Source organism: Pontibacter sp. LHS1, assembly GCF_058932855.1.
The window spans coordinates 93602-119512 of the sequence record NZ_JBZYWF010000001.1; the positions used below are offsets into that span (position 1 = coordinate 93602).

At 50.5% G+C, this 25911-nt stretch carries 27 protein-coding genes; 17 read left to right on the plus strand and 10 right to left on the minus strand.

What is annotated here, in order from left to right:
* Positions 1-456: 456 nt before the first annotated feature.
* Complete coding sequence (locus AC5FXQ_RS00385; RefSeq protein ID WP_493600532.1) at positions 457-744, plus strand: hypothetical protein; 288 nt, start codon at positions 457-459, stop codon at positions 742-744.
* Between the two features lie 105 nt (positions 745-849).
* Here the strand turns inward: AC5FXQ_RS00385 and AC5FXQ_RS00390 are convergent, their stop codons facing one another.
* Positions 850-1248, minus strand: a complete 399-nt coding sequence (locus AC5FXQ_RS00390) for a hypothetical protein (RefSeq protein WP_007657881.1) — start codon at positions 1246-1248, stop codon at positions 850-852.
* A gap of 150 nt (positions 1249-1398) precedes the next feature.
* On the opposite strand from AC5FXQ_RS00390, the gene hppD reads away from it, so the two are divergent.
* A complete protein-coding gene (hppD, locus tag AC5FXQ_RS00395; protein ID WP_493600533.1) occupies positions 1399-2493 on the plus strand; it encodes a 4-hydroxyphenylpyruvate dioxygenase in 1095 nt (364 codons plus the stop codon).
* Positions 2494-3044: 551 nt separating this feature from the next.
* Positions 3045-4778 carry a phospho-sugar mutase gene (locus AC5FXQ_RS00400; protein ID WP_493600534.1) on the plus strand — a complete coding sequence of 578 codons (1734 nt, stop codon included), beginning with the start codon at positions 3045-3047 and terminating at the stop codon, positions 4776-4778.
* 59 nt (positions 4779-4837) lie between these two features.
* Here the strand turns inward: AC5FXQ_RS00400 and AC5FXQ_RS00405 are convergent, their stop codons facing one another.
* Both AC5FXQ_RS00405 and AC5FXQ_RS00410 read right to left on the minus strand, forming a co-directional pair.
* On the minus strand, positions 4838-4984 hold the full coding sequence (locus AC5FXQ_RS00405) for a hypothetical protein (protein ID WP_493600535.1): 147 nt from the start codon (positions 4982-4984) through the stop codon (positions 4838-4840).
* Positions 4985-5235: 251 nt separating this feature from the next.
* Positions 5236-6492, minus strand: coding sequence for a PAS domain-containing protein (locus AC5FXQ_RS00410; RefSeq protein WP_493600536.1), 1257 nt, complete (start codon positions 6490-6492; stop codon positions 5236-5238).
* Between the two features lie 559 nt (positions 6493-7051).
* On the opposite strand from AC5FXQ_RS00410, the gene AC5FXQ_RS00415 reads away from it, so the two are divergent.
* Positions 7052-7636, plus strand: a complete 585-nt coding sequence (locus AC5FXQ_RS00415; RefSeq protein WP_493600537.1) for a nitroreductase family protein — start codon at positions 7052-7054, stop codon at positions 7634-7636.
* A 162-nt stretch (positions 7637-7798) separates the two neighbouring features.
* On the opposite strand, the gene dnaB is transcribed toward AC5FXQ_RS00415, so the two are convergent.
* Entirely contained in the window at positions 7799-9370 is a 1572-nt protein-coding gene (dnaB, locus tag AC5FXQ_RS00420) for a replicative DNA helicase (RefSeq protein WP_493600538.1), read from the minus strand.
* A 133-nt stretch (positions 9371-9503) separates the two neighbouring features.
* On the opposite strand from dnaB, the gene AC5FXQ_RS00425 reads away from it, so the two are divergent.
* Together AC5FXQ_RS00425 and AC5FXQ_RS00430 are read left to right on the plus strand one after the other, a co-directional pair.
* The gene (locus AC5FXQ_RS00425; protein ID WP_493600539.1) at positions 9504-10883 is read left to right on the plus strand and encodes a UDP-N-acetylmuramate--L-alanine ligase; all 1380 of its coding nucleotides are present in this window, start codon (positions 9504-9506) and stop codon (positions 10881-10883) included.
* Between the two features lie 11 nt (positions 10884-10894).
* Positions 10895-11707 (plus strand): exonuclease domain-containing protein, encoded by an 813-nt coding sequence (locus AC5FXQ_RS00430; RefSeq protein ID WP_493600540.1) that lies wholly within the window; start codon positions 10895-10897, stop codon positions 11705-11707.
* 141 nt (positions 11708-11848) lie between these two features.
* Here AC5FXQ_RS00430 and AC5FXQ_RS00435 read toward each other — a convergent pair whose 3' ends face one another.
* Together AC5FXQ_RS00435 and AC5FXQ_RS00440 are read right to left on the minus strand one after the other, a co-directional pair.
* On the minus strand, positions 11849-12457 hold the full coding sequence (locus AC5FXQ_RS00435; protein ID WP_493600541.1) for a hypothetical protein: 609 nt from the start codon (positions 12455-12457) through the stop codon (positions 11849-11851).
* Positions 12458-12478: 21 nt separating this feature from the next.
* Complete coding sequence (locus AC5FXQ_RS00440) at positions 12479-13273, minus strand: M48 family metallopeptidase (protein ID WP_493600542.1); 795 nt, start codon at positions 13271-13273, stop codon at positions 12479-12481.
* A 387-nt stretch (positions 13274-13660) separates the two neighbouring features.
* On the opposite strand from AC5FXQ_RS00440, the gene AC5FXQ_RS00445 reads away from it, so the two are divergent.
* The 8 genes from AC5FXQ_RS00445 (at position 13661) to AC5FXQ_RS00480 (ending at position 20357) form a co-directional block, all read left to right on the plus strand.
* The gene (locus tag AC5FXQ_RS00445; protein ID WP_493600543.1) at positions 13661-14272 is read left to right on the plus strand and encodes a fumarylacetoacetate hydrolase family protein; all 612 of its coding nucleotides are present in this window, start codon (positions 13661-13663) and stop codon (positions 14270-14272) included.
* Complete coding sequence (locus tag AC5FXQ_RS00450) at positions 14259-16151, plus strand: M23 family metallopeptidase (RefSeq protein WP_493600544.1); 1893 nt, start codon at positions 14259-14261, stop codon at positions 16149-16151. Before AC5FXQ_RS00445 ends, AC5FXQ_RS00450 begins: the two co-directional genes overlap by 14 nt.
* Before the next feature lie 115 nt (positions 16152-16266).
* Positions 16267-16719, plus strand: coding sequence for a thioredoxin-dependent thiol peroxidase (gene bcp / locus AC5FXQ_RS00455; RefSeq protein ID WP_493600545.1), 453 nt, complete (start codon positions 16267-16269; stop codon positions 16717-16719).
* 206 nt (positions 16720-16925) lie between these two features.
* Positions 16926-17786, plus strand: coding sequence for a transketolase (locus AC5FXQ_RS00460; RefSeq protein ID WP_493600546.1), 861 nt, complete (start codon positions 16926-16928; stop codon positions 17784-17786).
* Between the two features lie 16 nt (positions 17787-17802).
* Complete coding sequence (locus AC5FXQ_RS00465) at positions 17803-18756, plus strand: transketolase family protein (RefSeq protein ID WP_493600547.1); 954 nt, start codon at positions 17803-17805, stop codon at positions 18754-18756.
* 129 nt (positions 18757-18885) lie between these two features.
* On the plus strand, positions 18886-19425 hold the full coding sequence (locus AC5FXQ_RS00470) for an RNA polymerase sigma factor (protein WP_493601260.1): 540 nt from the start codon (positions 18886-18888) through the stop codon (positions 19423-19425).
* A gap of 43 nt (positions 19426-19468) precedes the next feature.
* A complete protein-coding gene (locus AC5FXQ_RS00475) occupies positions 19469-19903 on the plus strand; it encodes a hypothetical protein (protein WP_493600548.1) in 435 nt (144 codons plus the stop codon).
* A 7-nt stretch (positions 19904-19910) separates the two neighbouring features.
* Positions 19911-20357 carry a hypothetical protein gene (locus AC5FXQ_RS00480; protein WP_493600549.1) on the plus strand — a complete coding sequence of 149 codons (447 nt, stop codon included), beginning with the start codon at positions 19911-19913 and terminating at the stop codon, positions 20355-20357.
* Positions 20358-20480: 123 nt separating this feature from the next.
* Here the strand turns inward: AC5FXQ_RS00480 and pepE are convergent, their stop codons facing one another.
* The 3 genes from pepE to AC5FXQ_RS00495 all read right to left on the minus strand — a co-directional run bounded on the left by pepE (position 20481) and on the right by AC5FXQ_RS00495 (position 21901).
* Complete coding sequence (gene pepE / locus AC5FXQ_RS00485) at positions 20481-21215, minus strand: dipeptidase PepE (protein ID WP_493600550.1); 735 nt, start codon at positions 21213-21215, stop codon at positions 20481-20483.
* Between the two features lie 158 nt (positions 21216-21373).
* Entirely contained in the window at positions 21374-21622 is a 249-nt protein-coding gene (locus AC5FXQ_RS00490) for a hypothetical protein (RefSeq protein WP_007658202.1), read from the minus strand.
* An 81-nt stretch (positions 21623-21703) separates the two neighbouring features.
* Complete coding sequence (locus tag AC5FXQ_RS00495; protein ID WP_245869226.1) at positions 21704-21901, minus strand: hypothetical protein; 198 nt, start codon at positions 21899-21901, stop codon at positions 21704-21706.
* 374 nt (positions 21902-22275) lie between these two features.
* Here AC5FXQ_RS00495 and AC5FXQ_RS00500 point away from each other — a divergent pair, with 374 nt between their 5' ends.
* Complete coding sequence (locus tag AC5FXQ_RS00500) at positions 22276-23367, plus strand: MBL fold metallo-hydrolase (protein ID WP_493600551.1); 1092 nt, start codon at positions 22276-22278, stop codon at positions 23365-23367.
* Between the two features lie 62 nt (positions 23368-23429).
* On the opposite strand, the gene AC5FXQ_RS00505 is transcribed toward AC5FXQ_RS00500, so the two are convergent.
* Entirely contained in the window at positions 23430-23633 is a 204-nt protein-coding gene (locus AC5FXQ_RS00505) for a hypothetical protein (protein ID WP_493600552.1), read from the minus strand.
* A gap of 169 nt (positions 23634-23802) precedes the next feature.
* On the opposite strand from AC5FXQ_RS00505, the gene AC5FXQ_RS00510 reads away from it, so the two are divergent.
* Positions 23803-24612: an SDR family NAD(P)-dependent oxidoreductase gene (locus AC5FXQ_RS00510; protein WP_493600553.1), complete on the plus strand. Its 810-nt coding sequence runs from the start codon at positions 23803-23805 to the stop codon at positions 24610-24612.
* Between the two features lie 26 nt (positions 24613-24638).
* Positions 24639-25829, plus strand: a complete 1191-nt coding sequence (locus tag AC5FXQ_RS00515) for an aspartate aminotransferase family protein (RefSeq protein ID WP_493600554.1) — start codon at positions 24639-24641, stop codon at positions 25827-25829.
* Positions 25830-25911 lie beyond the last annotated feature (82 nt).

The window sequence follows — 25911 nt, forward strand, 5'->3', positions numbered from 1 at the left end:
AAGAAATACCTTCATCTTTTCAGCACCCTTTATTAAGTATTTATACTCCCATAAGGTTTGATCTTCGACAATAGCAAGAAGACCAATTTCTTCATAAATGTCTATCTTCATTTAGATTGTTGAAAATCGACAAGGCAGGTCGAGTGAATTCTAATTATACAATTTCTGTGTCATTTTTTTTCAATCAAAGCTTTACCTATATCTCCAAATATTCTATATTTACACGTGCTGTACTTTACAAATATGGATTTTACCTCTAAATAATCCTTTATAAAGAACCTTATGAACTATCTATCATATCAGCATGACTCAATAAACAGAGTCCTATACTCAGCATGGCTCCGACCCGTGTCAAGTAATGAATTTCATAGTGGTGTGAAGATACTTTTAAACATCATTACGGAGCATCAGGTATTACACTGGCTCTGTGACTCGAGTAACAGAGAGGCACTGTCAATGGCTGACAGAGCTTGGTTCAAAAGCGCCTATGTTGCTGCTGTTAAAAAATCGAGCCTCAGAAGATTTGCCACAGTCTCTTCTATTGATGTAGTGCTTGATTTTGAGCTTGAGCTTCAGATGTCCTACTTAAACCAGGTGTTTGAGCATAGGGTTGCTCACCAGAGTTTTGAAACGGTAGAACGTGCGCTAGAGTGGCTTCAGGACGGTAAAGAAGAGGCTGTATCCAGGTATGCATTTTGTGGCACCTTATTTCCTGGAATGAGTAGCGGACAGATTTTCTATTAAAAAATTAAATGCAATGAAAAAAAAACGCACCTACCCTTCCATTGAAGAGCAAGTGCGTTTTAGATAATAGTTTATATTTTGTGTCCTACACAGTAGGTTTAATTATTATTCCGCCTTCCAGAGCTCACGCTCCTGATCACCGATCAGTACCACGAAGCGGGCAGGATTAGCCGTCAGTACCAGGCGCATCTCTATACCCGGAAATTCGTCTGACTCTACCCATACGCCTTCACGCTCACCATCCGGTGTTACATGGTCGCCATTGAGCGAGCTAGGCAGGTAGGCGGTTGGCAGCAGGATGTCAGCGTCGGAGCGCAGCTTGCCGTGCACATCCTCCAGTACATCCTCCAGGTAGTCGCCGTACTCTTCGTTAAAATCGTCTTCCAGGTCGTGCAGTTCTTCTTCAATATCGTCGTAGCGCTCGTCATTATAATCAAGCGCATTCAGTTCTTCTTTCTTGCTGATGATGGCCACCAGCGAACTGTTTAGTGCATTTGCGTTCATAGCGTCATTCTGTTTTTTACAAAGTTGGAAACATGCCGTAGTAATTGCAAGAATTAACAATGATAATTTACTGTGGCACTATCCGGGTTTTGATAAACGCATAAAAGCTGTATTTTTACAGAATCTATGATTTAAACCATACCAATCCCTATGGCAACAGATATTCTGCCGCTGAACGGCACAGATCATATTGAGTTTTATGTGGGTAACGCCAAGCAGGCTGCTCACTTCTACCAGACGGCTTTTGGTTTTAAACTGATCGCTTACGCTGGCCCTGAAACAGGTGTAAGAGATCGCGCTTCGTATGTACTGCAGCAGGAGAAAATCCGTCTTGTGCTGACTACCTCCCTTGATCCAAACTCAGACATCGCGCAACATGTGCATCAGCATGGTGACGGCGTGAAAGTGCTGGCCCTGTGGGTAGACGATGCCGAGGCTTCTTTCCGCGGTACAGTGGAGCGTGGTGCTAAACCCGCCATGGAGCCGAAGACGCTCACCGACGAGCACGGCGAGGTAAAAGTAGCTTCTATCCATACCTATGGCGATACCATCCATACCTTTGTGGAGCGCAAAAACTACAGCGGTGTGTTTATGCCGGGTTACGTACCACGCCATAGCCAGCTTGACATTGAGCCAGTCGGTCTGAAGTATGTAGACCACTGCGTAGGTAACGTGGAACTTGGTCACATGAACAAGTGGGTGAAGTTCTATGAAGATGTGATGGGCTTCAAACTACTGCTCACCTTCGACGATAAGGATATCAGCACAGAGTATACCGCCCTGATGTCAAAGGTAGTATCGAATGGCAACGGTTACATCAAGTTCCCGATCAATGAACCGGCTGAGGGTAAGAAGAAATCACAGATCGACGAGTACCTGGAGTTCTACAAGGGTGCCGGTGTACAGCACATTGCCGTGGCTACCAACGACATTCTGCATACCGTAGCGGAGCTTCGTCGCCGTGGCGTAGAGTTCCTTTATGTTCCGGAGACCTACTACGAAGACCTGATCGAGCGCATCGGCCACATCGACGAAGACATGGCGGATCTGCGCAAACTCAACATCCTCGTGGACCGTGACGACGAAGGCTATTTGCTACAGATCTTCACGAAACCGGTGGAAGACAGACCTACTGTATTCTACGAAATCATCCAGCGCAAAGGAGCCAAATCGTTTGGAAAAGGCAACTTTAAAGCCTTGTTCGAAGCTATCGAGCGTGAGCAGGCGCTGCGTGGTAACCTTTAGGCTGCAAGCCAAGTATAGCACGGTGTAACCCGTGTTAGATACCTCAATTTTGATATAAAGATATCACACCAGTTCTCTAGACCGTTAAGCGGTAAATGAAGGGCTGGTGTGATTTTTTGTGCGATTGAAGGTATAGGGAAGTAGGTAAGTAAGTGAATTAGTGAATGTGTGATTGAGTGAGTAAAGTCCAAGTAGTCACATATTACTGGCAGGTATAGCAAGACTAACTCGCACGGGATCTACACAGCAAGCATCTTTGCCATGTGCGCCTAAATGACGCTCCACTGTTTGAGCGTTCAGCGAGTTTGGAGCGTCTTGACTTTTTTGCTTACTTTTTGTGTCAAGACAAAAAGTAAGGCCCGCCCGGCCAGGGCATACCGTGCCTGCCGCACAGGCAAAGCTATAGAACAACTCAGGTTGCTATACCTATAAAAGTACAGTTATTATACCTGGGCCAGAGGCCCCACCATAGCAGACACGAGCGAGGTCGCTCGCGCCATGCATGACATAAGAAAGACATAATCATCAATACATACAACACCAACAAGACTATGATTGAACCAGCTATACAGCATAAAATAGACGCCTGGCTAAACGGCAACTACGACAACGCTACCAAATCAGAAATAAACGGATTACTCGAGCGCAACGAACACGAAGCACTGGCCGATGCTTTTTACAAAGACCTTGAATTTGGAACAGGCGGTTTGCGCGGCATCATGGGCGCGGGTAGCAACCGCATGAACCGCTATACCTTGGGTATGGCGACGCAAGGCCTTTGCAACTACCTGAAGCAAAACTTCCCGGGTGAGCGGGTGAAAGTGGCCATTGCGCACGACTGCCGTAACAACTCCGATGTGTTTGCCCGCATCGCCGCCGACATTTTCTCGGCTAACGACATTGAGGCATACCTGTTTGAAGCCCTTCGCCCTACACCGGAACTGTCGTTTGCCATCCGTCACCTTGGCTGCCAGAGCGGTGTGGTCGTAACGGCTTCGCACAACCCGAAAGAATACAACGGTTACAAGGTATACTGGAACGATGGCGCACAAGTAACTGCTCCGCACGACAAAAACATCATTGCCGAGGTGAACAAGATCACGTCCATCGACGAGGTGAAGTGGGAGGCAAAGCCGGGCAACATCCACATGCTGGGTCAGGAAATGGACGAGGCCTATATAGCCAAGGTGCAAAGCCTTTCCATTTCGCAGGATGCTATTAAAAACCAGCATGACCTCAAGATTGTATTCTCATCCATACATGGTACAGGTATAACTTTGGTGCCGGAGGTACTCAAGCGCTTTGGCTTTACCAACGTGCACGTGGTAGAGGAGCAGGCTACGCCAGACGGCAACTTCCCAACGGTGGTATACCCTAACCCAGAGGAGAAAGAGGCGATGACCCTGGCGCTGAACAAGGCGAAAGAAATTGACGCTGACCTTGTCATGGCCACCGACCCGGACTCAGACCGTGTAGGTATAGCTGTGAAAAATCTGAAAGGCGAGTTCGAGCTGCTCAATGGTAACCAGACCGGCGCATTGCTGATGAACTACCTCCTGCTGGCCTGGCAGAAAGCAGGTAAACTCACCGGCAAGGAGTTCATTGTAAAGACCATCGTAACCACCGACCTGATCAAGGATATTGCTGACAACTACAACGTGAAAATGTACGAGACCCTGACTGGCTTCAAGTATATTGCTGAGAAGATCCGCGAACTGGAAGGCAGGGAAACATACATTGGCGGTGGCGAGGAAAGCTATGGCTATATGATCGGCGACTTCGTGCGCGACAAAGACGCTATCTCGGCTTGCGCCCTAATCGCCGAAATGGCGGCTGTGGCAAAAGACAGAGGACAGAGCCTGTTCGAGATGATGGTCGAGATCTATACCCAGCACGGCTTCTACAAAGAAGAACTGGTTTCTTTCACCAAGAAAGGGCAGCGAGGTGCAGAGGAAATTCAGCAAATGATGGCCGATATGCGTGCCAATCCGCCACAGAATATTGCTGGCTCCAAAGTGGTAGAGGTAAGCGACTTCAAGCACAGCACCCGCAAAAACCTGGTGACAGGCGAAGAGTCAAAGCTGGACCTGGAGAGCTCTAACGTGCTGCAATATCTGACCGAAGACGGCAGCAAGATCTCTGCCCGTCCGTCTGGTACCGAACCCAAGATCAAGTTCTATATCAGCGTAAACGAGCCTTTAGCTTCTAAAGATGACTTTGATGCTGTAAATGAGCAGCTGAGCCAGAAGATCGAGCAGATTCTGGTGGATCTGAAACTCCGATAAGCTTTTACAAAATAAGAGAGGCCGGCAATTTAAAATTGCCGGCCTCTCTTATTTTGCCCCTATACCTTTTGAAGCCTCTCGTCCAAACCTGATAAAATCTGGATAAACTGATCTGACCTGAAATCCACTTCCTTCAACCCATCGTGGGCCTGTTCAATCAGTCCCCTGCTGTAAAGCTTGTAAAGGTTCAGTGCAATCTCGTTCATTTGCTGGTGAAGCCGGATAAGCTGTAAAATTTCAGGTTCATGGGCGTAACGTATCTTACCCACTGTAGAGAACCAAATGTCTATTGGCCCTGCACTGGAAAAAAAGGTTGCATCGAAGGTTCCGCCATACAAAAACGAACGCACCTTCGACTTATACAGAATATGCTTTATCCTAAGTTGCTGGAAATCTAGCCGTGCTGCCTCCATCTACACAACATCCCTCAATTATTATTTTTTAAACGGACTTCAGATTAAAGTGACAAGAGGTCTTCTAACTTCTTTTTATACAGAATCTCATTGGTGATGTCGTAGCCAAAGGCCAGGATGCCTGTAATCTTATCTGCCTCGTATATGGGCTGGTAGGAGAAATTGAAGAATCTTTCCTCCATCTCGTCTGTGCCCGCCTTCGGTAAAATGATAGGCACACCCTCTGCGATGTAGGTTTCACCTGTCTCGTATACCTTGTCGAGCAACTTTGTGAAACCCTGGGCCTTGATATCAGGCAGTGCCTCCCCCAAGGACATCCCGATCAGGTTGCGACCCGGGTACAGTTGCTGGTACTTATCATTCATCAGCTCAAACCTATGCTCCGGCCCTCTCAATATGACAAACATGGCCGGGGCCTCCATGATGAGCCTTTCCAGTGTCTTGCGCTCTGATTCGGCTTTTTCATAGGCATGCTGCACCTGGTCTGAGAGCAGCGCCATCTGTTCGTTCGAATCCAGCAGTTCCTGCACCAGCTTTCTCGTGTCGTGTATGTCGGTCGAGCTGCCAATCCACATGGTAATGTTGCCTTCGGCATCTTTCATGGGTATTGAGCGGGAGAGGTGCCAGCGATAGGTCCCATTTTTGTCACGCATACGCAACTCCATTTGCATCTCGGTGCCCTCCTTAGCAGCTGCCTCCCATCTAGCCAGCGTGTTTTCCAGATCATCAGGGTGAATTATCTGGTCCCAGTTGATCTGCAATAGTGTCTCCAGACTTATACCGGTGTATTCTTCCCAGCGCTTGTTAAAATAAGAGGACTTCCCTCCTGGTTCTACAGTGTAAATCAGTTGAGGCAGGGCCTCTGCCATAACCTTGAACTTTTCTTCACTCTTTTGCAAAGCCACCTGTGATACTTCGCGTTCTGTCACATCGAAGGGCTTGTGTATGATGTATTCTACATTGCCCTCACTGTCGAGAATCGGCGTCTGGTCTACTTCCCAAAAACGCACCTCATATCCCCCCCCTTCCGACTCAGGTTTTTGAATGTCATAGCGCATTGCCTCCAGCCGGACAGTCTGCTTTGTTTGCAGCACCTGATCCAGGCCTTTTTTCACAGCATTATCCTGGTAAGAGCTCCCCCTCTCAGGGAATGCCTCTAATAAGAAATGTAAACCTATTAGCTGATCCCTTGTGCGCAGGCTGCTCTCGAGAAAGGCATCTGTTGCCGCAACAACTTTGTACTCCGGTGAAAGCACCACGATAGGTTCGGGTATACTATTGAACAGTTTATTAAAATCCATAGAAGGCTACTAACAAATAACGATAATCTTAAAGATAGTAAATCTTGTACAGATACTTTGCTGCTCCAGTTTTAGGAATAAGCTTTTTAAAGTAGATTTTTTGCTAGGGTGAGAGAAGTACGACTGGCGGTTGTGCGTGGGGTCAGTTTGTAGCTGGTGTAGCGTGGCTATAGGTATAGCAACCTGAGCTGTTTTATAGCTTGCCCTGGCCGGGCGGGCCTTACTTTTTTCCTTGATGAAAAAATCGAGGGCCCCTACCCCACTAAGCAAAAAATCAAGACAATTTTAAACTCGCTGACCGCTCAAACACAAAATCGTCTCTGGTGCACCTTGCACAGTGATCTTTTTCATGGCTTGGGTTGCAAGGATCTCTCTCAATGTGCGCCAGTGGTGTGTAACCTGTGCAACGCAGCTTATACCTTCTGATCGGCAGTGGCCGAAACTCCCCTCTCGGGAGCAGGGGTATGTTCATCCTGCACGAAGATCCTGCAAATCCTAATCCTGATTTAATTTCATTGTCCGTACTTTTGCAGTACCAAACAAGATCAGAACTAACTATATGCATACATCATTCTCAGAAATAAGTAACATTATCCGGAACCGCAGAACAACTAAACCCGACAAAATGAACGGGCAGCGTATACCTGACGAGCAGGTGAAACAACTGCTGGAGCTTGCCGACTGGGCTCCTACCCACGGCCATACAGAGCCTTGGCGCTTCATGGTATACGCTGGAGACAGGGTACAGGACTTTTGTCTGGCACATGCCGAACTGTATAGGAAGCACACCGAACAGGAGAAATACCTGCAGGAGAAGTATGACAAACTGCTGCACATGGGCAACAAGACCTCGCATGTAATGGTGGCCTATATGCAGCGCGGCAACCTGCCTAAAATTCCTGCTCTTGAAGAAATTGCCGCAACCTCCTGCGCCATCCAAAACCTGTTGCTGGGCGCTACGGCCTTAGGTATAGCCAGCTATTGGGGTTCGGGCGGCATGGCTTATCACCCTGCCATGAAAGAGCTGCTGCAGTTGTGCGAAGAAGACGTAGTGCTAGGCGTACTATACCTGGGCTATTCGGACACACCTGCCACAGAAGGAAAACGCACCGTGCCGATGGAGGAGAAAGTAGAGTGGATGTAAATAAATTAGCCGCTGGCTCTCGGGCTCAGCGGCTAATCATCCTTTGGCTTAGGATCTTGTCGACTCAGAAATTCAGTGAAAGTATAAGCAGACTCAAAATTCTGGTCTGATTGGGATACTTTCGCTTTGGCCTTATGTCAAGAATGTCTTTTGTCTGAAAAATTAAAACGGCGGCTCTTCGTCGAAACCAGAGGCAGGGAATCCTCCCCCACCGTTACTGCCGTCATTCATACGGCTACCTAGCCTGATGGCGCCGGGCGTTTCAGTGTCGAAGCTGCTGTTAGGCAGTGCATTGAATCCTCCGTCACCACCAAAATCAGAGTCCAGGTTGGTGAACTTGGTGTACTTGCCAATAAACTTCAGCTGCACATTTTCAAGCGAACCGTTACGGTGCTTGGCGATGATCACCTCACCTACACCGGCTGTCGGGTTGCCCATCTCGTCTTCGGTGATGCCATAGTACTCCGGGCGATACAGGAAAAGCACCATGTCGGCATCCTGCTCGATGGAACCGGATTCACGAAGGTCAGACAGCTGCGGACGCTTGTCACCACCACGGGTTTCCACGGCACGGCTCAGTTGCGACAGGGCAATTACCGGCACGTTCAGTTCCTTGGCCAGCATTTTCATGGCTCGTGAAATCGAAGCAATTTCCTGTTCACGGTTACCACCACCTTTGCCTTCAGCGTTGCCGCTCATTAGCTGCAGGTAGTCAATAATCACCATCTGGATGTCGTACTGCGCCTTCAGTCGGCGGCATTTGGTACGAAGCTCACGGATGGAGAGACCCGGCGTATCGTCGATAAAGATCGGCGCTTCGGTCAGTTTTGCAATCTTATGGTTCAGCTGCGCCCATTCATAATCTTCCAGGCTTCCTTTTTTGATCTTCTCAGAGTCAAGCTCGGCTTCCGAAGATATCAAACGATTCACCAGCTGCAGCGAGGACATTTCGAGTGAGAAGATCGCCACACCCTTTTTGAAATCAACAGCTGCGTTGCGCAGGCAGGAAAGCACAAAGGCCGTCTTACCCATCGCGGGACGAGCCGCCAGAATGATCAAATCCGATTTCTGCCAACCGGAAGTTACACGGTCCAGGGCCGTCATGCCGCTTGGCACACCGGTCAGACCGTCAGTTTGCTTGCGCTTCTCCTCGAGTTCCTTAATAGCCTGGTGCATCAAAGAGCGCATGTCATCGAAGTTTTTGCGGATGTTCGACTCCGACACCTCGTACAGCTTGGCTTCTGTTCTGTCGAGCAGTTCGAATACGTCGGTAGTGTCTTCAAAGGCACTCGAAAGCACCTCCGAGGAAATAGAGATCAGATCACGCTTAATGGAATTCTCCGTGATAATACGGGCGTGGTACTCGATGTTGGCCGCCGAGTTTACGCGGGTGGTTAGCTGCGTGACATAATAAGCGCCTCCTGCCAGTTCCAGTTCGCCGTTTTCGCGCAGCTCGTGGGTTACGGTCAGAATATCGATTGGCTCTGACTTATCGAACAGGGCCAGAATTGCTTTAAATATGCGTTGGTGGGCTTCTTTGTAAAAGCTGCTTGGTCGCAGAATGTCGATCACTGTGGTCAGCGCATCCTTCTCCAGCATCAGAGCGCCTAGCACGGCCTCCTCCAAATCTAGTGCCTGCGGCGGTTTTTTACCCAACTCTGCCACGGCAGGGGCTTTTTTGCTCCAGGTGCCACGGTTGCCAGTTGGCCGCACGTTCATTTTCATCTCCTCCATACCACAAATTTAAAAAGTAAGCCGCCCAAGTAATCCACAAATTACGGAAGATATCCACATATTAGCGTATAGCTATTTACATTTAAATAAGGAATTATAAATTTGTCGGTTCGCTAAATGGATAGCACGGATTATGGAGAGAACGGATTTTAAACATATTCACCTGATCGCCACCGGGGGCAGCATTATGCACAACCTGGCTTTGGCGCTGCACGATCAAGGTATAAAGGTAACAGGCTCAGATGATGAGATCTACGAGCCGGCCGAAAGCCGACTGGCCGCTGCAGGTATACTGCCGGCTGAGGAGGGCTGGTTCCCGGAGAAATTAGACGCCAGGCCCGATGCCGTGATACTGGGGATGCACGCACGCATCGATAACCCGGAGCTGCTTCGTGCGCAGGAATTAGGCATACCGGTTTACTCTTTCCCTGATTTCATTTACGAGCTGAGCAAGCACAAGCAGCGCATCGTGATCGGTGGCAGCCATGGCAAGACCTCCATCACCTCCATCATCATGCACGTACTCCAGCATTGCGGCCGCCTGTTCGACTACGCCGTGGGTGCGCAGCTGCAAGGCTTCGACCGCATGGTGAAGCTCACGGAGGAGGCCCCAATCATCATCATTGAAGGCGATGAGTACCTTTCCGACCCGATCAAGCGCGTGCCGAAATTCCACCTGTACCATCACCATATCGGGGTGATCAGCGGCATCAGCTGGGACCACATCAACGTGTTCCCGACGCCGGAGGTATACCGCGACCAATTCCGCATTTTCGCGGAGATGACGCCAAAAGCAGGCACCCTGATCTACAACCAGGACGACGAGCAGGTACAGCTGGTGGCCGTGCCGCGCAACCCTGCTGACATTGCCTACATTGGCTATACCGTGCACCCGCACAGCATCCGCAACGGCAAAACCATCCTGCACACTAAAAAGGAGGGTGATGTCGAGATTCCGCTGTTTGGGGAGCACAACCTGCGCAACATTAGTGCGGCCAAGGAGGTCTGCAAGAAGATCGGCATCAAAGCGCATGATTTTTACGAAGCGCTCAAGACTTTCAAGGGAGCTGCCAAGCGTCTGGAGAAACTCGGCGAGAGTGACAAAACCGTGATCTTCCGTGACTTTGCCCATGCGCCTTCTAAAGTAAAAGCAACGACTGAAGCCGTAAAAATGCAGTATCCGCAGCGCAGACTGGTGGCTTGTGTGGAGCTGCACACCTTCAGCAGCCTGAATAAGAATTTCCTGCCGCAGTATGCAGGCGCACTCGACAAAGCCGATGTGCCGATCGTGTTTTTCAGCCCTAAAACGGTGGAGCACAAGCGCATGGAAATGCTGTCTGAAGAAGACCTGCGCAGCGCCTTTGGTAACCCTCAGCTGCAAATATTCACTGACTCTAACTCCCTACTCGAGCACCTGAAAGGTATGGAATGGCAAAATGCCAACCTGCTGCTTATGAGCTCTGGCACTTATCAAAACCTTGACTTGGAGGCGCTCAAAAAAGCGGTTCTGTAAACCAACCCTGTATGAAGCTGAACCTGAAGCGCCCCATCGTATTTTTTGACCTCGAAACCACCGGCACCGACATCTGCAAAGACCGCATTGTCGAGATCAGTGTATTGAAAGTAAAGCCAGACGGCGAAGAGATACTCAAGACACGTCGCATCAACCCGACTGTGCCGATTCCGTTGGAGTCGAGTTTGATTCACAAGATTTACGACGAGGACGTGAAGGACGCTCCTACTTTCCAGCAAGTGGCCCGCAACCTGTACCAGTTTATGGAGGGCTGTGACCTGGGTGGCTACAACCTGGTGCGCTTCGATATACCTTTGCTGGCGGAGGAGTTCCTGCGGGCAGGTATAGACTTCGACATTGACAACCGCCACGTAGTGGACGCATGTCGCATTTTCCATATGATGGAGAAGCGCACGTTGTCTGCCGCTTACAAATATTACTGCAACAAAACACTCGACAACGCCCACAGCGCCGAGGCCGACACGGTAGCAACCTATCACATCCTGAAAGCGCAGCTGGAGCGCTATGAAAATACGGTAGTAGAAGTGGCCGAAGGAATAGAAGAAACGCCTATCCAGAACGATATGGCCCAGCTCCACAAGTTCACGTTTGAGAAGTCAGCCGACCTGGCCGGCCGCATCGTGTACAACAATGCCGGTCAGGAAGTCTTCAACTTCGGAAAGCACCGCAATGTGCCCGTAGAGGAAGTACTCAGCAAAGAGCCAAGCTACTACGACTGGATGATGAAAGGCGACTTCCCGCTGTATACCAAAAAGATCCTGACCCGCATCCGGCTACGAAACATGCAGAGTAGTGTGTCTTAGATCTTTAAATAGGGCCCCTACCCCAAGGATTTACAGGATTAAAAGATTTTCAGGATTTCGGATGGACTAAATCCCAACAATTACAAAAAAGAGCGGGCTGCCAGAAAACTAGCAGCCCGCTCTTTTTGTTTATCCGCTGGACTATTCCTGTCTCGAATTCTTCAGTCTCACGCCTTGCAGCAGGTTATTGCCTTCCTGCACCTTGTGGCGGCAGTCGTAGCCGGCGGCCCGGATCGAGCACTGGCAGCCGGTGATCCGGTTGTCCTCGAAGGTGAAGTAACAGAAATCGCAGCCGGCAGTAGCCTCACAAATGTGCTTCATTGACTTGCTGCTCAGGTATAGGCTGTTGTCTGAAGACACATCCAACTCCAGCGCCATGGAGCGGAAAGAGCCGTTGTGTATCCCCAAACCCACCAGATAGTAGGTAGCAGGTAGCTTTTTGTTGTCCTGCACCTTATGGATCGTCACTTTGTTCACCACCGTTCCGTTTCCAAACTCCTTTATAAAAGGCTGTATCAACTCCTGCTGCGGCACCACAAAGTCAATCTCGTCAAACACCACCTGAGCCAGCAGTTGTCCGTCATACTTTGGCCCGGCCTCTGCGTCGAGCGGCTCCTCCTCACTTTCCTCGGGGAAAGCTTCTCGGCGCGTACAGCCAGCCGCTACAAGTAGGATCAGAGTCAGGGCCAGCGTCCAGCGCAGGCAGGTCAGCAGCAAGTGCCGGCCATTGGCTAAGGGTGATGCAGTCATGTAGGTCTATCGGATTAGTGATTATTTCTTGTAGTATTTCATAGCCTCCGGCATATACTTCTGCAGGTTAGCACGACGGGTGCCAGCGCTCGGGTGCGTGCTCAGAAACTCCGGTGGTGCCTGACCGCCAGACTTAGCTTCCATACGCTCCCAGAAAGGGATCGCCTCCTGCGGGTTGTAACCAGCCATGGCCATAAAAATCAGCCCCAGACGGTCAGCTTCGCTCTCCTGATCGCGGCCGTACTTCAGCACGCCAAGACCAGATCCTGCGCCGTAGGCAGTCATCAGCAACTGCTGCGCTATACCTGGCTGGCTACCTGCAAGGGCAGAGAGGGTCTGACCGCCGAACTGCTGCGCTAATTGCAAGCTCATGCGCTCGTTGCTATGCTTGGCAATCGCGTGAGCGATCTCGTGCCCCATTACCACGGCAAGACCTGTTTCGTTTTGGGCAATAGGCAGTATACCTGTGTAGGTCACTGTCTTACCACCGGCCATGGCCCAGGCGTTCACCTGCTCATCCTCGATCAGGTTGTGCTCCCAGGCGAAGCCCTGCAACTGGTCTGACATGTTATTGGCAGCCATATACTGCTCCACGGCACGCTGTATGCGCTGTCCGGTACGCTTCACCATGGCTGTGGCCTGTGCATCGCGCGACAGCTTGTTCTCTTTCAGGAACTGATCGTAGGCGTCGTAACTCATTTGCATCATCTGCGCGTCTGACACGAGACTCAGCTGTCTGCGGCCTGTGATGGGCACTGTCGTACAGGCAACCATCATCACTACCGCTATTGAAAAGGCAATTAACTTCTTGTACATAGTTTTAAAATTTAATGACTCTTAAATAGGCTTTTCAAATTTTGAACCAATTTTTAAGAACCAAGATAGAGTGGGTCGTTTAATATGATAAAATTACTATACTTTAACCGATAAAACAAAGTGCAACCTGACACAAAACCGCAGCCTGCCACCTTGTCCGGTCTAGATTAGGTATACGAACGCTATATTATAAAATGTTGTAAGCGCCATGAACACAATAAAGCGGACCTTCTCTTGTTAAAGTATAAAAAAGGCCTGCAATAAATTCGGCTGCGGGCTGACAGAAAAAATTGTCCTGAAACTGATTCTTTTTGCGGAATTATGCTGTACTAAAACTGCAGATAGCCTATTTTTGAGAATCGATAAAGAAAACGCCCTTAATCTTTTATGAAAATTATAGCCATCGGCCGCAATTATGCCGACCATATTGCCGAACTCAAAAACGAAGTACCAGACGAGCCGGTGATCTTTTTTAAGCCTGACACCGCCATTCTGCGCAATAACGATCCTTTTTACTACCCGGAGTACAGCCAGGACATCCACCACGAGGTTGAATTGATTCTGCGCATCAGCCGCGAAGGCAAGAACATCGACAAAAAGTTTGCCCACAAGTATTACGACGCCATCGGCTTAGGTATAGACTTCACGGCCCGCGACCTGCAGACCAAGGCCAAGGCCAAAGGACTGCCCTGGACGCTGGCCAAAGGCTTTAACGGTTCTGCCCCAGTGTCGGAGTTCCTGCCGCTCGAGCAGTTTGAAGACCTGCAGGATATTAACTTCCGCCTCGATGTAAACGGCGAGATTAAGCAGCAGGGTAACTCAAAGATGATGTTGAACACCTTTGACGACATCATCGCCTATATCTCCCGCTTCATCACCCTGAAGAAAGGCGATATTATCTTTACAGGTACGCCTGAGGGAGTGGGACCGGTGCAGATTGGCGACAGACTGGAAGGCTATGTTGAAGATAATAAACTACTTGATTTTGAAATTAAATAAGCGCCTGGCGCTCCTTTTCGCTTACGTTTTCACTACCCTCGGACTGGCCGCTCAACCGGCGCCGGAACAGGGCTATTTTATGTTCCCCATCAAGCCGGGGCAGCGCAACTACCTGTCCGGCTCCATGGGCGAGATACGCGCCACCCACTTCCATGGCGGACTCGACATCAAAACTGACCAGCGCGAAGGTTTGTCGGTATACGCTGCCGCAGACGGGTACATCTCGCGTGTGAAGATGTCTACCTACGGGTATGGCAACATCATTTACGTGACGCACCCGAACGGACTCACGACCACTTACTCGCATTTGCTGGCTTTTTATGATCCCTTGGCAGACTACATCCTGCAGAAACAGTACGAGAAAGAAACATTTGAAATAGAGCTGTTCCCCGAGAAGAACCTCTTCCCGGTAAAAAAAGGCCAGATCATCGCTTTGTCCGGTAACACAGGAGGCTCCGGCGGTCCGCACCTGCACTTTGAGATTCGGGATTCCGAAGACCGTTTATACAATCCTTTGCGCTGGGGTTTCAAAGAAATCATCGACACCACACCTCCCGACTTGCTGGGTCTGGGTATACAGCCCCTGAACATTTATGCCCGCATTAACCAGGAATTTGCGCGTAAGGAGTATACCCCTAAGAAAACAAATGGCGTCCACACCTTGCAGGACACGGTGTATGCCCATGGCCTGATTGGCTTTGAGCTGCAGACCATCGACCGCTACGACGACACCCAGAACCGCAACGGCACGCAGGATGTGACGGTGTTTGTGAACGACAGACAGGTGTACAACCACCACATCGACCGCGTTCCTTTTGAGCTCTCGAAGCAGGTGTCGCAGCACGTGAACTACAACGTGTACCGCCGCACTGGCCGCACCTTCCAGAAGGCTTATGTAGATTATGGTAACGACCTTCCGCTTTATACCGCCCCCCAAAACCGGGGCAGACTCAATGTGCAGGCCGACTCGATCTATCACGTGCGTCTCGTAGCGAAAGACACCTACAACAATGCCTCTACCCTGACTTTTGTGGTGAAGGGGCAGAAACCGACTTTCACGCAGGCGACAAACGGCAAGGTGACCAAGCCGCAGCTGAGTTACGAGATCATCGGCAACATCCTGAAAGTAAACGCCTCTGACACGTCGGCTACACCGCGCAATGTGGAGATGGTAGTGAATAACCAACAGCTGATGCTGGTGCCAAGCTATACCAAAGGTGCTACCTCGGTGAGCTTATACGACCTGCGCGGCGGTTTGCCTGAGTCGCTGGAGTACTGCGGCACCTCCACCCCACTCGACCTGCAGGCTACTATACCTGCGGGGCAGGAGCACAGCTTCAGCAACCGCGACATGACCATCCGCTTCGCAAAGGAGAGCCTGTACGACACGCTATACCTGCAAGCCAAAAAAGAAGGTGATGTGTATACCATCGGCGATTATTTTACGCCCTTGCACAAGCCCATCAAAGTGACCATTACACCAAGTACGCCGGTAGCAGACAAGAGCAAAGCCGCTGTTTATTATCTGGGCTTGGGCAAAGGCCGGGGTATGCTGGGCGGCGCCTGGGACGGCAACAGCATCACCTTCTCAGCCCGGGCAATGGGTAAGTTTAAGGTACTCGAGGACGTAAAGGCCCCAACGATCAAGCTGCTTAGCAAAAGTCCGACACAGATCAGGTTTAGGATCGGCGATGACCTGTCAGGTATAAATTCTTTCCGCTGCGAGGTAAACGGCAAGTGGTTGCTGATGAAATACGAGCATAAAACTGCGACCATATACTCCGAAAAATTAGATAAAAGCCTACCTTTGTCGGGTAAAGTGGTCTTGAAGGTAAAAGACAACGCCGGAAACGAAGCGGAGTTTGTGACGACGATATAAAAACGTATCACGTATCACGATGCCTTCAGAGAGTATTTGACAAAGGAAGAGGGGTCTTATACCTATAATAAAAAGTCTTGATACTTGCTACGTGATACTTGATACGCAAAAAACCATGGAATTGAAAATCGGAGATAAAGCACCGGAGTTTGAGGCAAAAGATCAGCACGGTAATACAGTAAAACTGAGCGATTATCGCGGCAAGAAAGTAGTGCTCTACTTCTACCCGAAGGATAACACCTCTGGCTGCACCGCCCAGAGCTGCAACCTGCGCGACAACTACAGCGACCTGCAGGCACAAGGCTACGAAGTGATCGGGGTGAGCATCGACAGTGAGAAGTCGCACCAGAACTTCATCGGCAAGTACGACCTGCCTTTCACGCTACTGGCTGACACCGATAAAAAGCTGGTGGAGCAATACGGAGTCTGGCAGGAGAAATCAATGTATGGCCGCAAGTACATGGGCACGATGCGTTATACCTTCGTCATCGACGAGGAGGGCACCATCGAGGACATCATCACGAAAGTGAAAACGGCCGATCACGCCGCCCAGATATTGAAAAAGTAAACACAAGCGCAGCTGTCCTTCCAGACGGCTGCGTTTTTCAGTTTATATATTTGGTCTCCAGAAGAGACAGACTCTTGGCTACAGCAGGTAGGTAAAGAATGACCAAAGCGCTGTACGATAATACGGATGATTGTTATTCTGAATCAACAGTTTAACAATCAAAAATTTAGCAATCAAAAATCAACAATCTAACAATTCATAAAATCGTGAACCCACACAACAAAAGCATCGACGAGCTTAAGGAGATCGCGGCACAGGTACGCCGTGACATCGTGCGCATGGTGCATGCGGTAAACTCCGGCCACCCGGGCGGCTCGCTCGGCTGCACGGACTATTTCGTGTCGCTGTACTTCCGCGTGATGAACTACAAGCCTCAACCTTTCAACATGGACGGCGAAGGCGAAGACCTTTTCTTCCTTTCCAACGGCCACATCTCTCCGGTATGGTACAGTGTGTTGGCTCGCGCCGGCTTCTTTGAGGTATCTGAACTGGCTACCTTCCGCAAGATCAACTCGAGGTTGCAGGGCCATCCGGCTACTGAAGAAGGCCTTCCTGGCATCCGTGTAGCCTCAGGCTCATTGGGTCAGGGACTTTCTGTGGCAGTTGGTGCCGCACAGACAAAGAAACTGAACAAGGACAACAACCTGGTATATGTGCTGATGGGCGACGGCGAACTGGGCGAAGGTCAGGTATGGGAAGCAGCCATGTATGCCGCTCACAATAAAGTAGACAACCTGATTGCGACAGTAGACCGCAACTACCAACAGATCGACGGCGGTACCGAAGAAGTTCTCGCGCTGGGCGACCTGCGTGCGAAGTTCGAGGCATTCGGCTGGCACGTACTGGAAGCTGACGGTAACAATTTCGAAACGCTGTTGCCTGCATTGGAAGATGCGAAGAGGGCAACTGGCAACGGCAAGCCAGTGATGATCCTGATGAACACCGAAATGGGCTTTGGCGTTGACTTCATGATGGGCTCGCACAAGTGGCATGGCGTAGCGCCAAACGACGAACAGCTCGAGATCGCACTTCAGCAATTGGCAGTACAGCAAGCTTCAGATTACTAAGCATTAAAACACAGAGATGAAAGAGTATACATATACAGAGAAAAAAGACACCCGTTCTGGTTTTGGCGTTGGCTTGCTGGAGCTTGGCCGCACCAACCCGAACGTAGTAGCCCTTTGCGCTGACCTGATCGGTTCGCTTAAAATGGATGCCTTCAAAAAGGAGTTTCCGGAGCGCTTCTACCAGGTAGGTATAGCCGAGGCCAACATGATGGGCCTGGCAGCTGGTATGACGATTGGTGGCAAGATTCCTTTCACAGGCACCTTCGCGAACTTCTCGACAGGCCGTGTGTACGACCAGATCCGTCAGTCGATCGCCTACTCAGGCAAGAACGTGAAGATTTGCGCTTCGCACGCCGGCTTGACACTGGGTGAGGACGGTGCCACGCACCAGATCCTGGAGGATGTGGGCATGATGAAAATGCTGCCGCACATGACCGTGATCAATCCTTGCGACTTCAACCAGACCAAGGCCGCGACCATCGCGATTGCCGACTACGAAGGTCCTGTATACCTGCGTTTCGGTCGTCCGGCTGTTCCTAACTTCACGCCTGCCGACCAGAAATTCGAGATCGGTAAAGCCGTGATGCTGAATGAAGGTACCGATGTAACGATCCTGGCCACAGGCCACCTGGTATGGAAAGCCATCGAGGCGGGCCACAAACTGGCCGAAAAAGGCATCAACGCTGAGGTTATCAACATCCACACCATCAAGCCATTGGATGATGAGGCTATCCTGAAGTCAGTTGGCAAGACCAAGTGCGTGGTAACTGCCGAAGAGCATCAGATGAACGGTGGTCTGGGTGACTCAGTGGCACAGCTGTTGGGGCGTCAATTGCCTACTCCACTGGAGATGGTAGCTGTGAATGACTCCTTCGGTGAGTCTGGCACACCAGACCAGCTGATGGAGAAGTACGGCCTGAGCACTGAGAACATCGTAGCTGCCGCCGAGCGCGCCATTAGCCGCAAGTAACACAAAGGGCTATACCTTCCCTTTCCATAAAAAGAGAGGCTGCACTGTTAAAGTGCGGCCTCTTTTATTTTTATGGACTATATTGCATATTCAGACAGGTCCAATCGCCCTGCCCCTGCTACCTTATACGTGGAAGACAAAGAGATCCTAGAAAAATTCGCCAACCCTGATAGCCGTAATCTGGCCTTCAACCAGCTTGTCCGGAAGTACCAGCAAAAGATCTACTGGCACATCCGAAAGATGGTGATTGACCACGACGATGCGGATGACCTCACACAGGAGGTGTTCATCAAGGTATGGAAGAATCTGGAAAATTTCCGGCAGGATGCGCAGCTTTATACCTGGCTCTACCGTATCGCCACCAACGAGTGCCTTACCTTTCTGTCGAGTAAGCGCAAAAAATTCTTTTTACCTATAAACGACGTGGCTGCCGAGCTTACCGAGAAGATCGACTCCTCTCCGAACATTGATGGGGACGAGATCCAGCTCAAACTTCAAAAGGCTCTGCTGAGGCTTCCTGACAAGCAAAGGCTGGTCTTTAACATGAAGTACTACGACGAACTCAAGTACGAGGAAATGTCTGAAATTCTGGGCACTTCAGTAGGCGCTTTAAAGGCATCCTATCACCACGCAGTAAAAAAAATTGAAGAATTTATTAAACAGGATTAAACTATAGCACTCTATAGCTATCTAACTGATAAGTACATTAACCATGAAAAACGATTTTAAACTAAGCGACCTGCCCAAGCGCAACATCTACGAGGTGCCTGACAAGTACTTCGACAGACTGCCTGCGCAGATCATGGAGCGCACCGCCGGTGCCGGGTATAGCCCTGCCCCCTGGTATGCTGCCGCCTGGAAGCCGTTGAAGCTGGCCATGGCACCTTTGGTGCTACTACTGGTGGCAGGTGTCGTGTACTTCTCGGTACTGCGTCAGGAGCAAGAGGAACCAGGAGTTGTGCTGGCTACAGTAGGCGACGAAGCGATTATGGATTACCTGAGCACTTATGCTGTACTTGAGAGTTCTGATTTTGCCGAGATGAAATCGCTTTCTAACCCTGAAATGACTGCAGAATTTTTGAACGTGAGTTCAAAAGCAGCCGAAGAAGAACTCGAATACTACCAATTGGATACAATTGACTACTAATTCACACATGAAAAGATTGCCCTTTATTTTACTTCTTTTTTGCGCATTCACGTTTGGCAGCACGGCAGCCATGGCACAGTCGGGCCGCCCGCAGGACAAAAACGTGGAAGCAGCCAAAGTGGCCTTTTTAACTGACAAGATGGGGCTGACTACAGAACAGTCGCAGAAGTTCTGGCCACTTTACAACGAGTACGAGGCCAAACGTCGCGAACTGGTACGCTCCTACCGCAGCGGCTACCGCCAAGATGTGGACCAACTCAGCGATCAGGAAGCGAAAGCCCGCCTGGATGGTATGTTCAGCACCCGCGAAAGAGAACTGGAACTGGAGAAGGAGTATGTGGCACGTTACCAGCGTGTGATCTCTTCTAACCAGATCATCAAACTCTACCGCAGTGAGCGTGAGTTTACAAAGCTCCTCCTCAAAAAACTGGAGGCCAACAACAAAGCACAGTAGTTTTTTTGAATAGATAATTATAGTGAGAACAGCAAAAGGACCTGGCATTTTGCCTTGTTTTTTTTAAGCAAAAGCCCCTGCTAATGACATGGCAGGGGCTTTGCATTTTTACAGGGATTAAGTTTAGTATGCCTCCAGCAGAAAGTTGATATCATCGGCCGGCTTAAACTCCATCGCTGGCTTCCCCTGCAGGAAGATGCGCGCCGGGTGTGGCCCCAGCAGGCTAATTTTCTCCCCTTTTATACGCAGCATACTGCCTTCCCGCAAACCCACCACGGGCTGACGGTTGTGCACATGAAACTCCTGAATACGGGTTTCGCGGGTCTCGCCCATGTGCGTCGAATCAGGCAGCGGATCCAGGTAGTGCGGATTGATGTTGAATGGTACAAGTTGCAGCGCATCAAATGACTTCGGGAACACGATCGGCATGTCGTTGGTAGTACCGATTGTTTTGCCTGCTACGTTAGTGCCGGCGCTGGTGCCCATGTAGGGCATGCCTTGCTCTACCCGCTTCTGCAATGGCTCAATCAATTTATTGGCGTAGAGCTGGCGCAGCAACAGAAAAGTATTGCCTCCCCCTATAAAAACGGCCTCTGCCTGCTCCAGAGCTGCAACCGCGCTCTCGGACTCATGCACACCACTTAATTTGATGCCCATGGCTTCAAATGCTTCGCGTGCTTTGGCGGTATAGTCGGTATGAGAGACACCGCCCGGGCGGGCATAAGGTATAAACAGGATGCTCTTGCGGTCGCCCAGCAGTTCTTTTATCTCATTCTGGCAGTGCTCCAGGTAGCCAGTGCCGTGGGTGGTTGAGGTACTAATTAACAGAATATCTTTCTTTGGTAAGGCTTTTTTCATTTGTCTGTATTTTAGCGTATACCTGCAAAAGTATCAAATTCCGGCGAACCCCTCTCCTTTCAGCTTTTATTCGGCCGCTATACCTGCCCCACAGCAGCCAGGTCAGCTGTACAAGCATAGCATACCTACACCCTTAGCTCTTGCTGCTATACCTGTTATCAGGTCTTCACTCTTAGCTTAATCGTTTCCAGGTAAGGATCCAGGGAGGCCTTGTTAGTGAGGGCGCGCACCAGCCCGATGGTTTTGAGATCATATAGGAACCACACCTCCACATAGTAATTATGAAACCAGTACAAGTCAATTTTGCACCATCCGCGGATGATGTGATGCAGGTATCGCCCTTGCTCCAACACCAACGCGGCCTGCTCCCGGGGCGAGAGCGAATTAAACTCAGTAATATTCAACATAAATCTACTCCATACCTTTGGCAATGAAAAAAGGCTGCCGGGGCAGCCTTTTGGTTAACGAAAATATCAGCGGTTTTGATATTAATTCAAATGTAGCGTGTATAACTCAAACCTGGTGGAGGCAAAGCTCCAGTGCGAAGAAGAAGGATGAATCTCGACACCGTCCTCATCCATGATCGTCACGGCAAAGCCGTCACCCTGGTTGAGGGGCTCAGTAAAGTGCTTCACAGGATACACTCTCCCTTCCTCGATCCATTCTTCCGGTTCGAAGGCCGGCATCGACGCATCCACACACTTCGCGTAGACAGCCATATAGCTTGGGGGAACAAATAAATTTACCATGTGTATGTAACGTTTTCAGAAAGATAAATAATTCCTGCCAATCAGGAAACATTGCCCACATTAAATTTAGTGAAGGCCTGCATAGAATTAAACACAAAAAGTGTGCCTTTGTTTGGCATGGCACCTGCATCAGCACTAAGTTCTTTTCTGCCACCATATTGTCAGCAAAAGCAACTTACTGACACGTCAATTGTGGCAGTTAACCAAGCAAAGGCCTAATCTGCGTGTTTACTGTAGCCAATTACGATAGCAGCCGTACTATAGTATTCCGCCCGTAATATCATTTCACAAATAAAAAATGGTGCATGCCTATGGAAACTACTTATCGTACCTCAACACACGAAAGCAAAGAGGCCTTTCCGGTTGCTCCGGGAGTTTGGGGACTTAAGACCGTCTTTGTCAACCTCTTCTTTGTCACCTCCCCGGATGGTTCCTGGGTATTGGTAGATGCCGGCGTGTACGGTGCTGCCCCGAAGATCAGGAATGTGGTTGATGAACTGTTTGGGGGGGAGCGCCCCAAAGCCATTCTGCTCACGCACGGCCACTTCGATCATATTGGGGCTCTTAAGGAGCTGGCACACGACTGGGATGTGCCGGTCTATGCCCATCCGCTCGAAATGCCCTACCTGAATGGCAAGTCGTCTTATCCACCACCAGACCCAAGTGTAGGCGGTGGCGGTATGGCTTACATGTCGTTCTTGTACCCCAAAAAGCCGATAGACATCCACGAGAACCTTGAGTTACTGCCAACCGACGGCTCCGTACCCGGGCTTCCGGACTGGCGCTGGATCCACACGCCGGGGCACACAGCCGGGCATGTTTCCTTCTTCCGCGAAAGTGACCGCGTGCTGCTGGCAGGCGATGCTTTTATAACGCGGCACGGCGAGTCGATGCTGGCTGTGATGACGCAGAAACGTGAAGTGCATGGGCCACCGAAATACTATACCTCCGACTGGGGTGCGGCGCATCATTCCGTAGAAAAGCTCATGGAGCTAAATCCAAGTGTGGCTGCCACAGGGCATGGTTTGCCTATGGAGGGGGCGCAGCTTTCACAACAGCTCGAAAACCTGGTAAAAGACTTCTGGTCTGTGGCTGTACCTGGGCATGGCCGCTACGTACACGAGCCCGCTATTGCCGATGAGCAAGGGGTACTGTCTGTGCCGCCCGCTCCGGACAACACCATCCCAAAAGTGCTGGCCGCCACTGGTCTTGTAGCCCTGGCAGGTGTAGCGCTGGTAGCATACTCCCGCCGGAATAACAAGACTAGCAGCGGGAAGCAAACATCACCCGCTATGAGAGAGCGGCCTTTCTCGCACAACAGGCCGTTGCAAGGTATACCGCCTACCGTGCCAGCCACCCTGGAGGAGGATGATCCGCATGCACATACCAACAATTACCCATAGACGGGAAAGGCCGGGAGCAAACGCTTCCGGCCTTTCTTCTATACCTTTTAAATTCGAATTAATTACTTGCCTCTTCCAGAGCCGCTTTTCTTACCGCCTCCGTCCTGTTTGTTTACAGTAGCCCAGGCTCGCTTCTCAGCTTCCTCTTGGCTCACGCCTTTCTTTTCATAGCTTTCTTCGATATGCTCTGCTTTGCGTTTCTGCTTGTCTGTGTAAGACGATTTATCTCCTTGTGGCATTTGATCCTCCTTTTTAAAGTTCAACATCTGAAGCCGGCCTTTTTACCAGCCTCTCATTTTATACGCAAGGCAGAAAAGTATGAATGACCAGAAGAGGTAAAGCAGGCAAACCCGAGAGCGTCCATATTTCCGAACCTGCTACAAATTATTGCAGCGATTGAGCCTATTTCCCGTTATGATAGAGAAAAAATAAGCTATGGAACAGGTACAGTATAACTTTCAGGACAAGGTGGCGCTTGTGACGGGCGGCACATCAGGTATAGGACTGGCCACCGCCCAGCTGCTGGTGAAGTCGGGTGCACAGGTTATTGTGACAGGCCGCGATAAAGAACGTGGGGACACGGCACTGGCTGCGCTCCCTTCGTCCACGCTTCAGCCCATTTACATTCAGACCGACAACAGCAATAACGACACAATCTTCGCGCTCTTTCACGAAATACAAAACAGGTTCGGCCGCCTGGACATAGCCGTGAATAATGCAGCCCAGGAGTCAGGTATAGGCAAGCCTCTGCATGAGTTTGAACCACATGAATACGAGGATGCCATGGGGGCCAACTTACGCGGCGTATGGCTTTGCATGAAGCAGGAAATAAAGCTGATGCTCGAACAAAAACCCTCGGGAGGGGCCATTGTCAACGTGGCCAGTGTCAACGGACTGGGAGGTGCTGCCATGGGTTCACTTTACTCAGCAGCCAAGGCAGCAATCATTGCACTGGCAAAATCGGCCGCTCAGGAAGTGGCAACGGCTAATATCCGGATCAACGTGCTCGCCCCCGGTGCCCACCGCACACCCATGCTGCAAAAGGCATTTGAGTCGCAGGTAAACGGGGACCAATCCAAATTGCCGGAAATTGAGCAGATGTACCTTTCGTATATTCCTCAAAAAAGAATTGCAGACCCGCAGGAAGCAGCCGCCGCCATACTCTGGCTCTGCTCAGACGCCGCGAGTTACATCACAGGCCAGACCACGATAGTGGACGGAGGTATGAGTGCCATGCTGCGATAGCTTCCAAAATTGCCTACCTTTGCGGCATGGTATCATTGAGACAGCTGTTTTTGCAGCACCAGGCACAGACAAGTGACTTTCCACTGATGATCGAAGTGGAGAAGGCAGAGGGGATTTACATGTATGGCAGCGAAGGCCATCGCTACATTGACCTTATTTCAGGTATAGGCGTGAGCAACGTGGGGCACCGGCACCCAAAGGTGCTGCGGGCCATACACGACCAGCTCGACCGCTACATGCACCTGATGGTGTACGGGGAGTTTGTGCAGGCACCGCAGGTACAGCTGGCCCATGCCCTGAGCGGCATACTACCTGACCGACTCAACAACACCTACCTGCTCAACTCCGGGGCAGAGGCTGTGGAAGGTGCCCTGAAACTCGCCAAACGCTACACAGGCCGCACCGAGCTGATCTCCTGCTACAACGCCTACCACGGCTCTACACAGGGTGCGCTTTCGATGAACGGCAGCGAAAGCTTTAAAAATGCTTTCCGCCCGCTCCTGCCTGACGTGCGCCACATTCATTACAACAGCATCGCTGACCTGGAACATATAACAAAGCGCACCGCCGCAGTTTTGATAGAAACTGTGCAGGGAGAGGCTGGTGTTAGGGTGCCGGATCAGGATTACCTGAAGCAATTACGGGAGCGCTGCAACCAGACCGGCACGCTACTGATCCTCGATGAGATACAATGCGGCTTCGGCAGAACAGGTACCTTCTGGGCATTTGAGCAGTTCGGCATAGAGCCGGACATACTGGTCTGCGCCAAAGGGATGGGAGGTGGTATGCCGATCGGTGCTTTCATCGCACCGCAGGAAATCATGGCCGCTTTCAAGACCGATCCGATCCTGGGACACTGTTCTACCTTTGGCGGGCATCCGGTCAGCTGCGCTGCCTCCCTTGCCACGTTACAGGTCATTCAGGAAGAAAACCTGCTGGAAGGGGTCGCACAGAAAGCAGAGCTGATCAAGCAGCTGCTCGTGCACCCGCGCATCAAACAGATCCGCAACCAGGGGCTGATGATGGCGGCAGAGTTTGAATCGTTTGAGGTGCTCAAGGCAGTCATCGACCAGGCTATTTTGAATGGTGTGCTGACCGATTGGTTCCTGTTCTGTGACAACTCCATGCGCATTGCACCGCCGCTTACCATCACTGAGGAGCAAATACATGAGGCTTGCCAGATCATCCTGAGGTCTATTGACGAGGCATTGGTTTAGTGCTCCATACCTGACAGGTATACCAGCAGACTGCCATGATCAGGTATAGGCAAAAGGGTGTCGTAAATATTTTCCTCTGAGT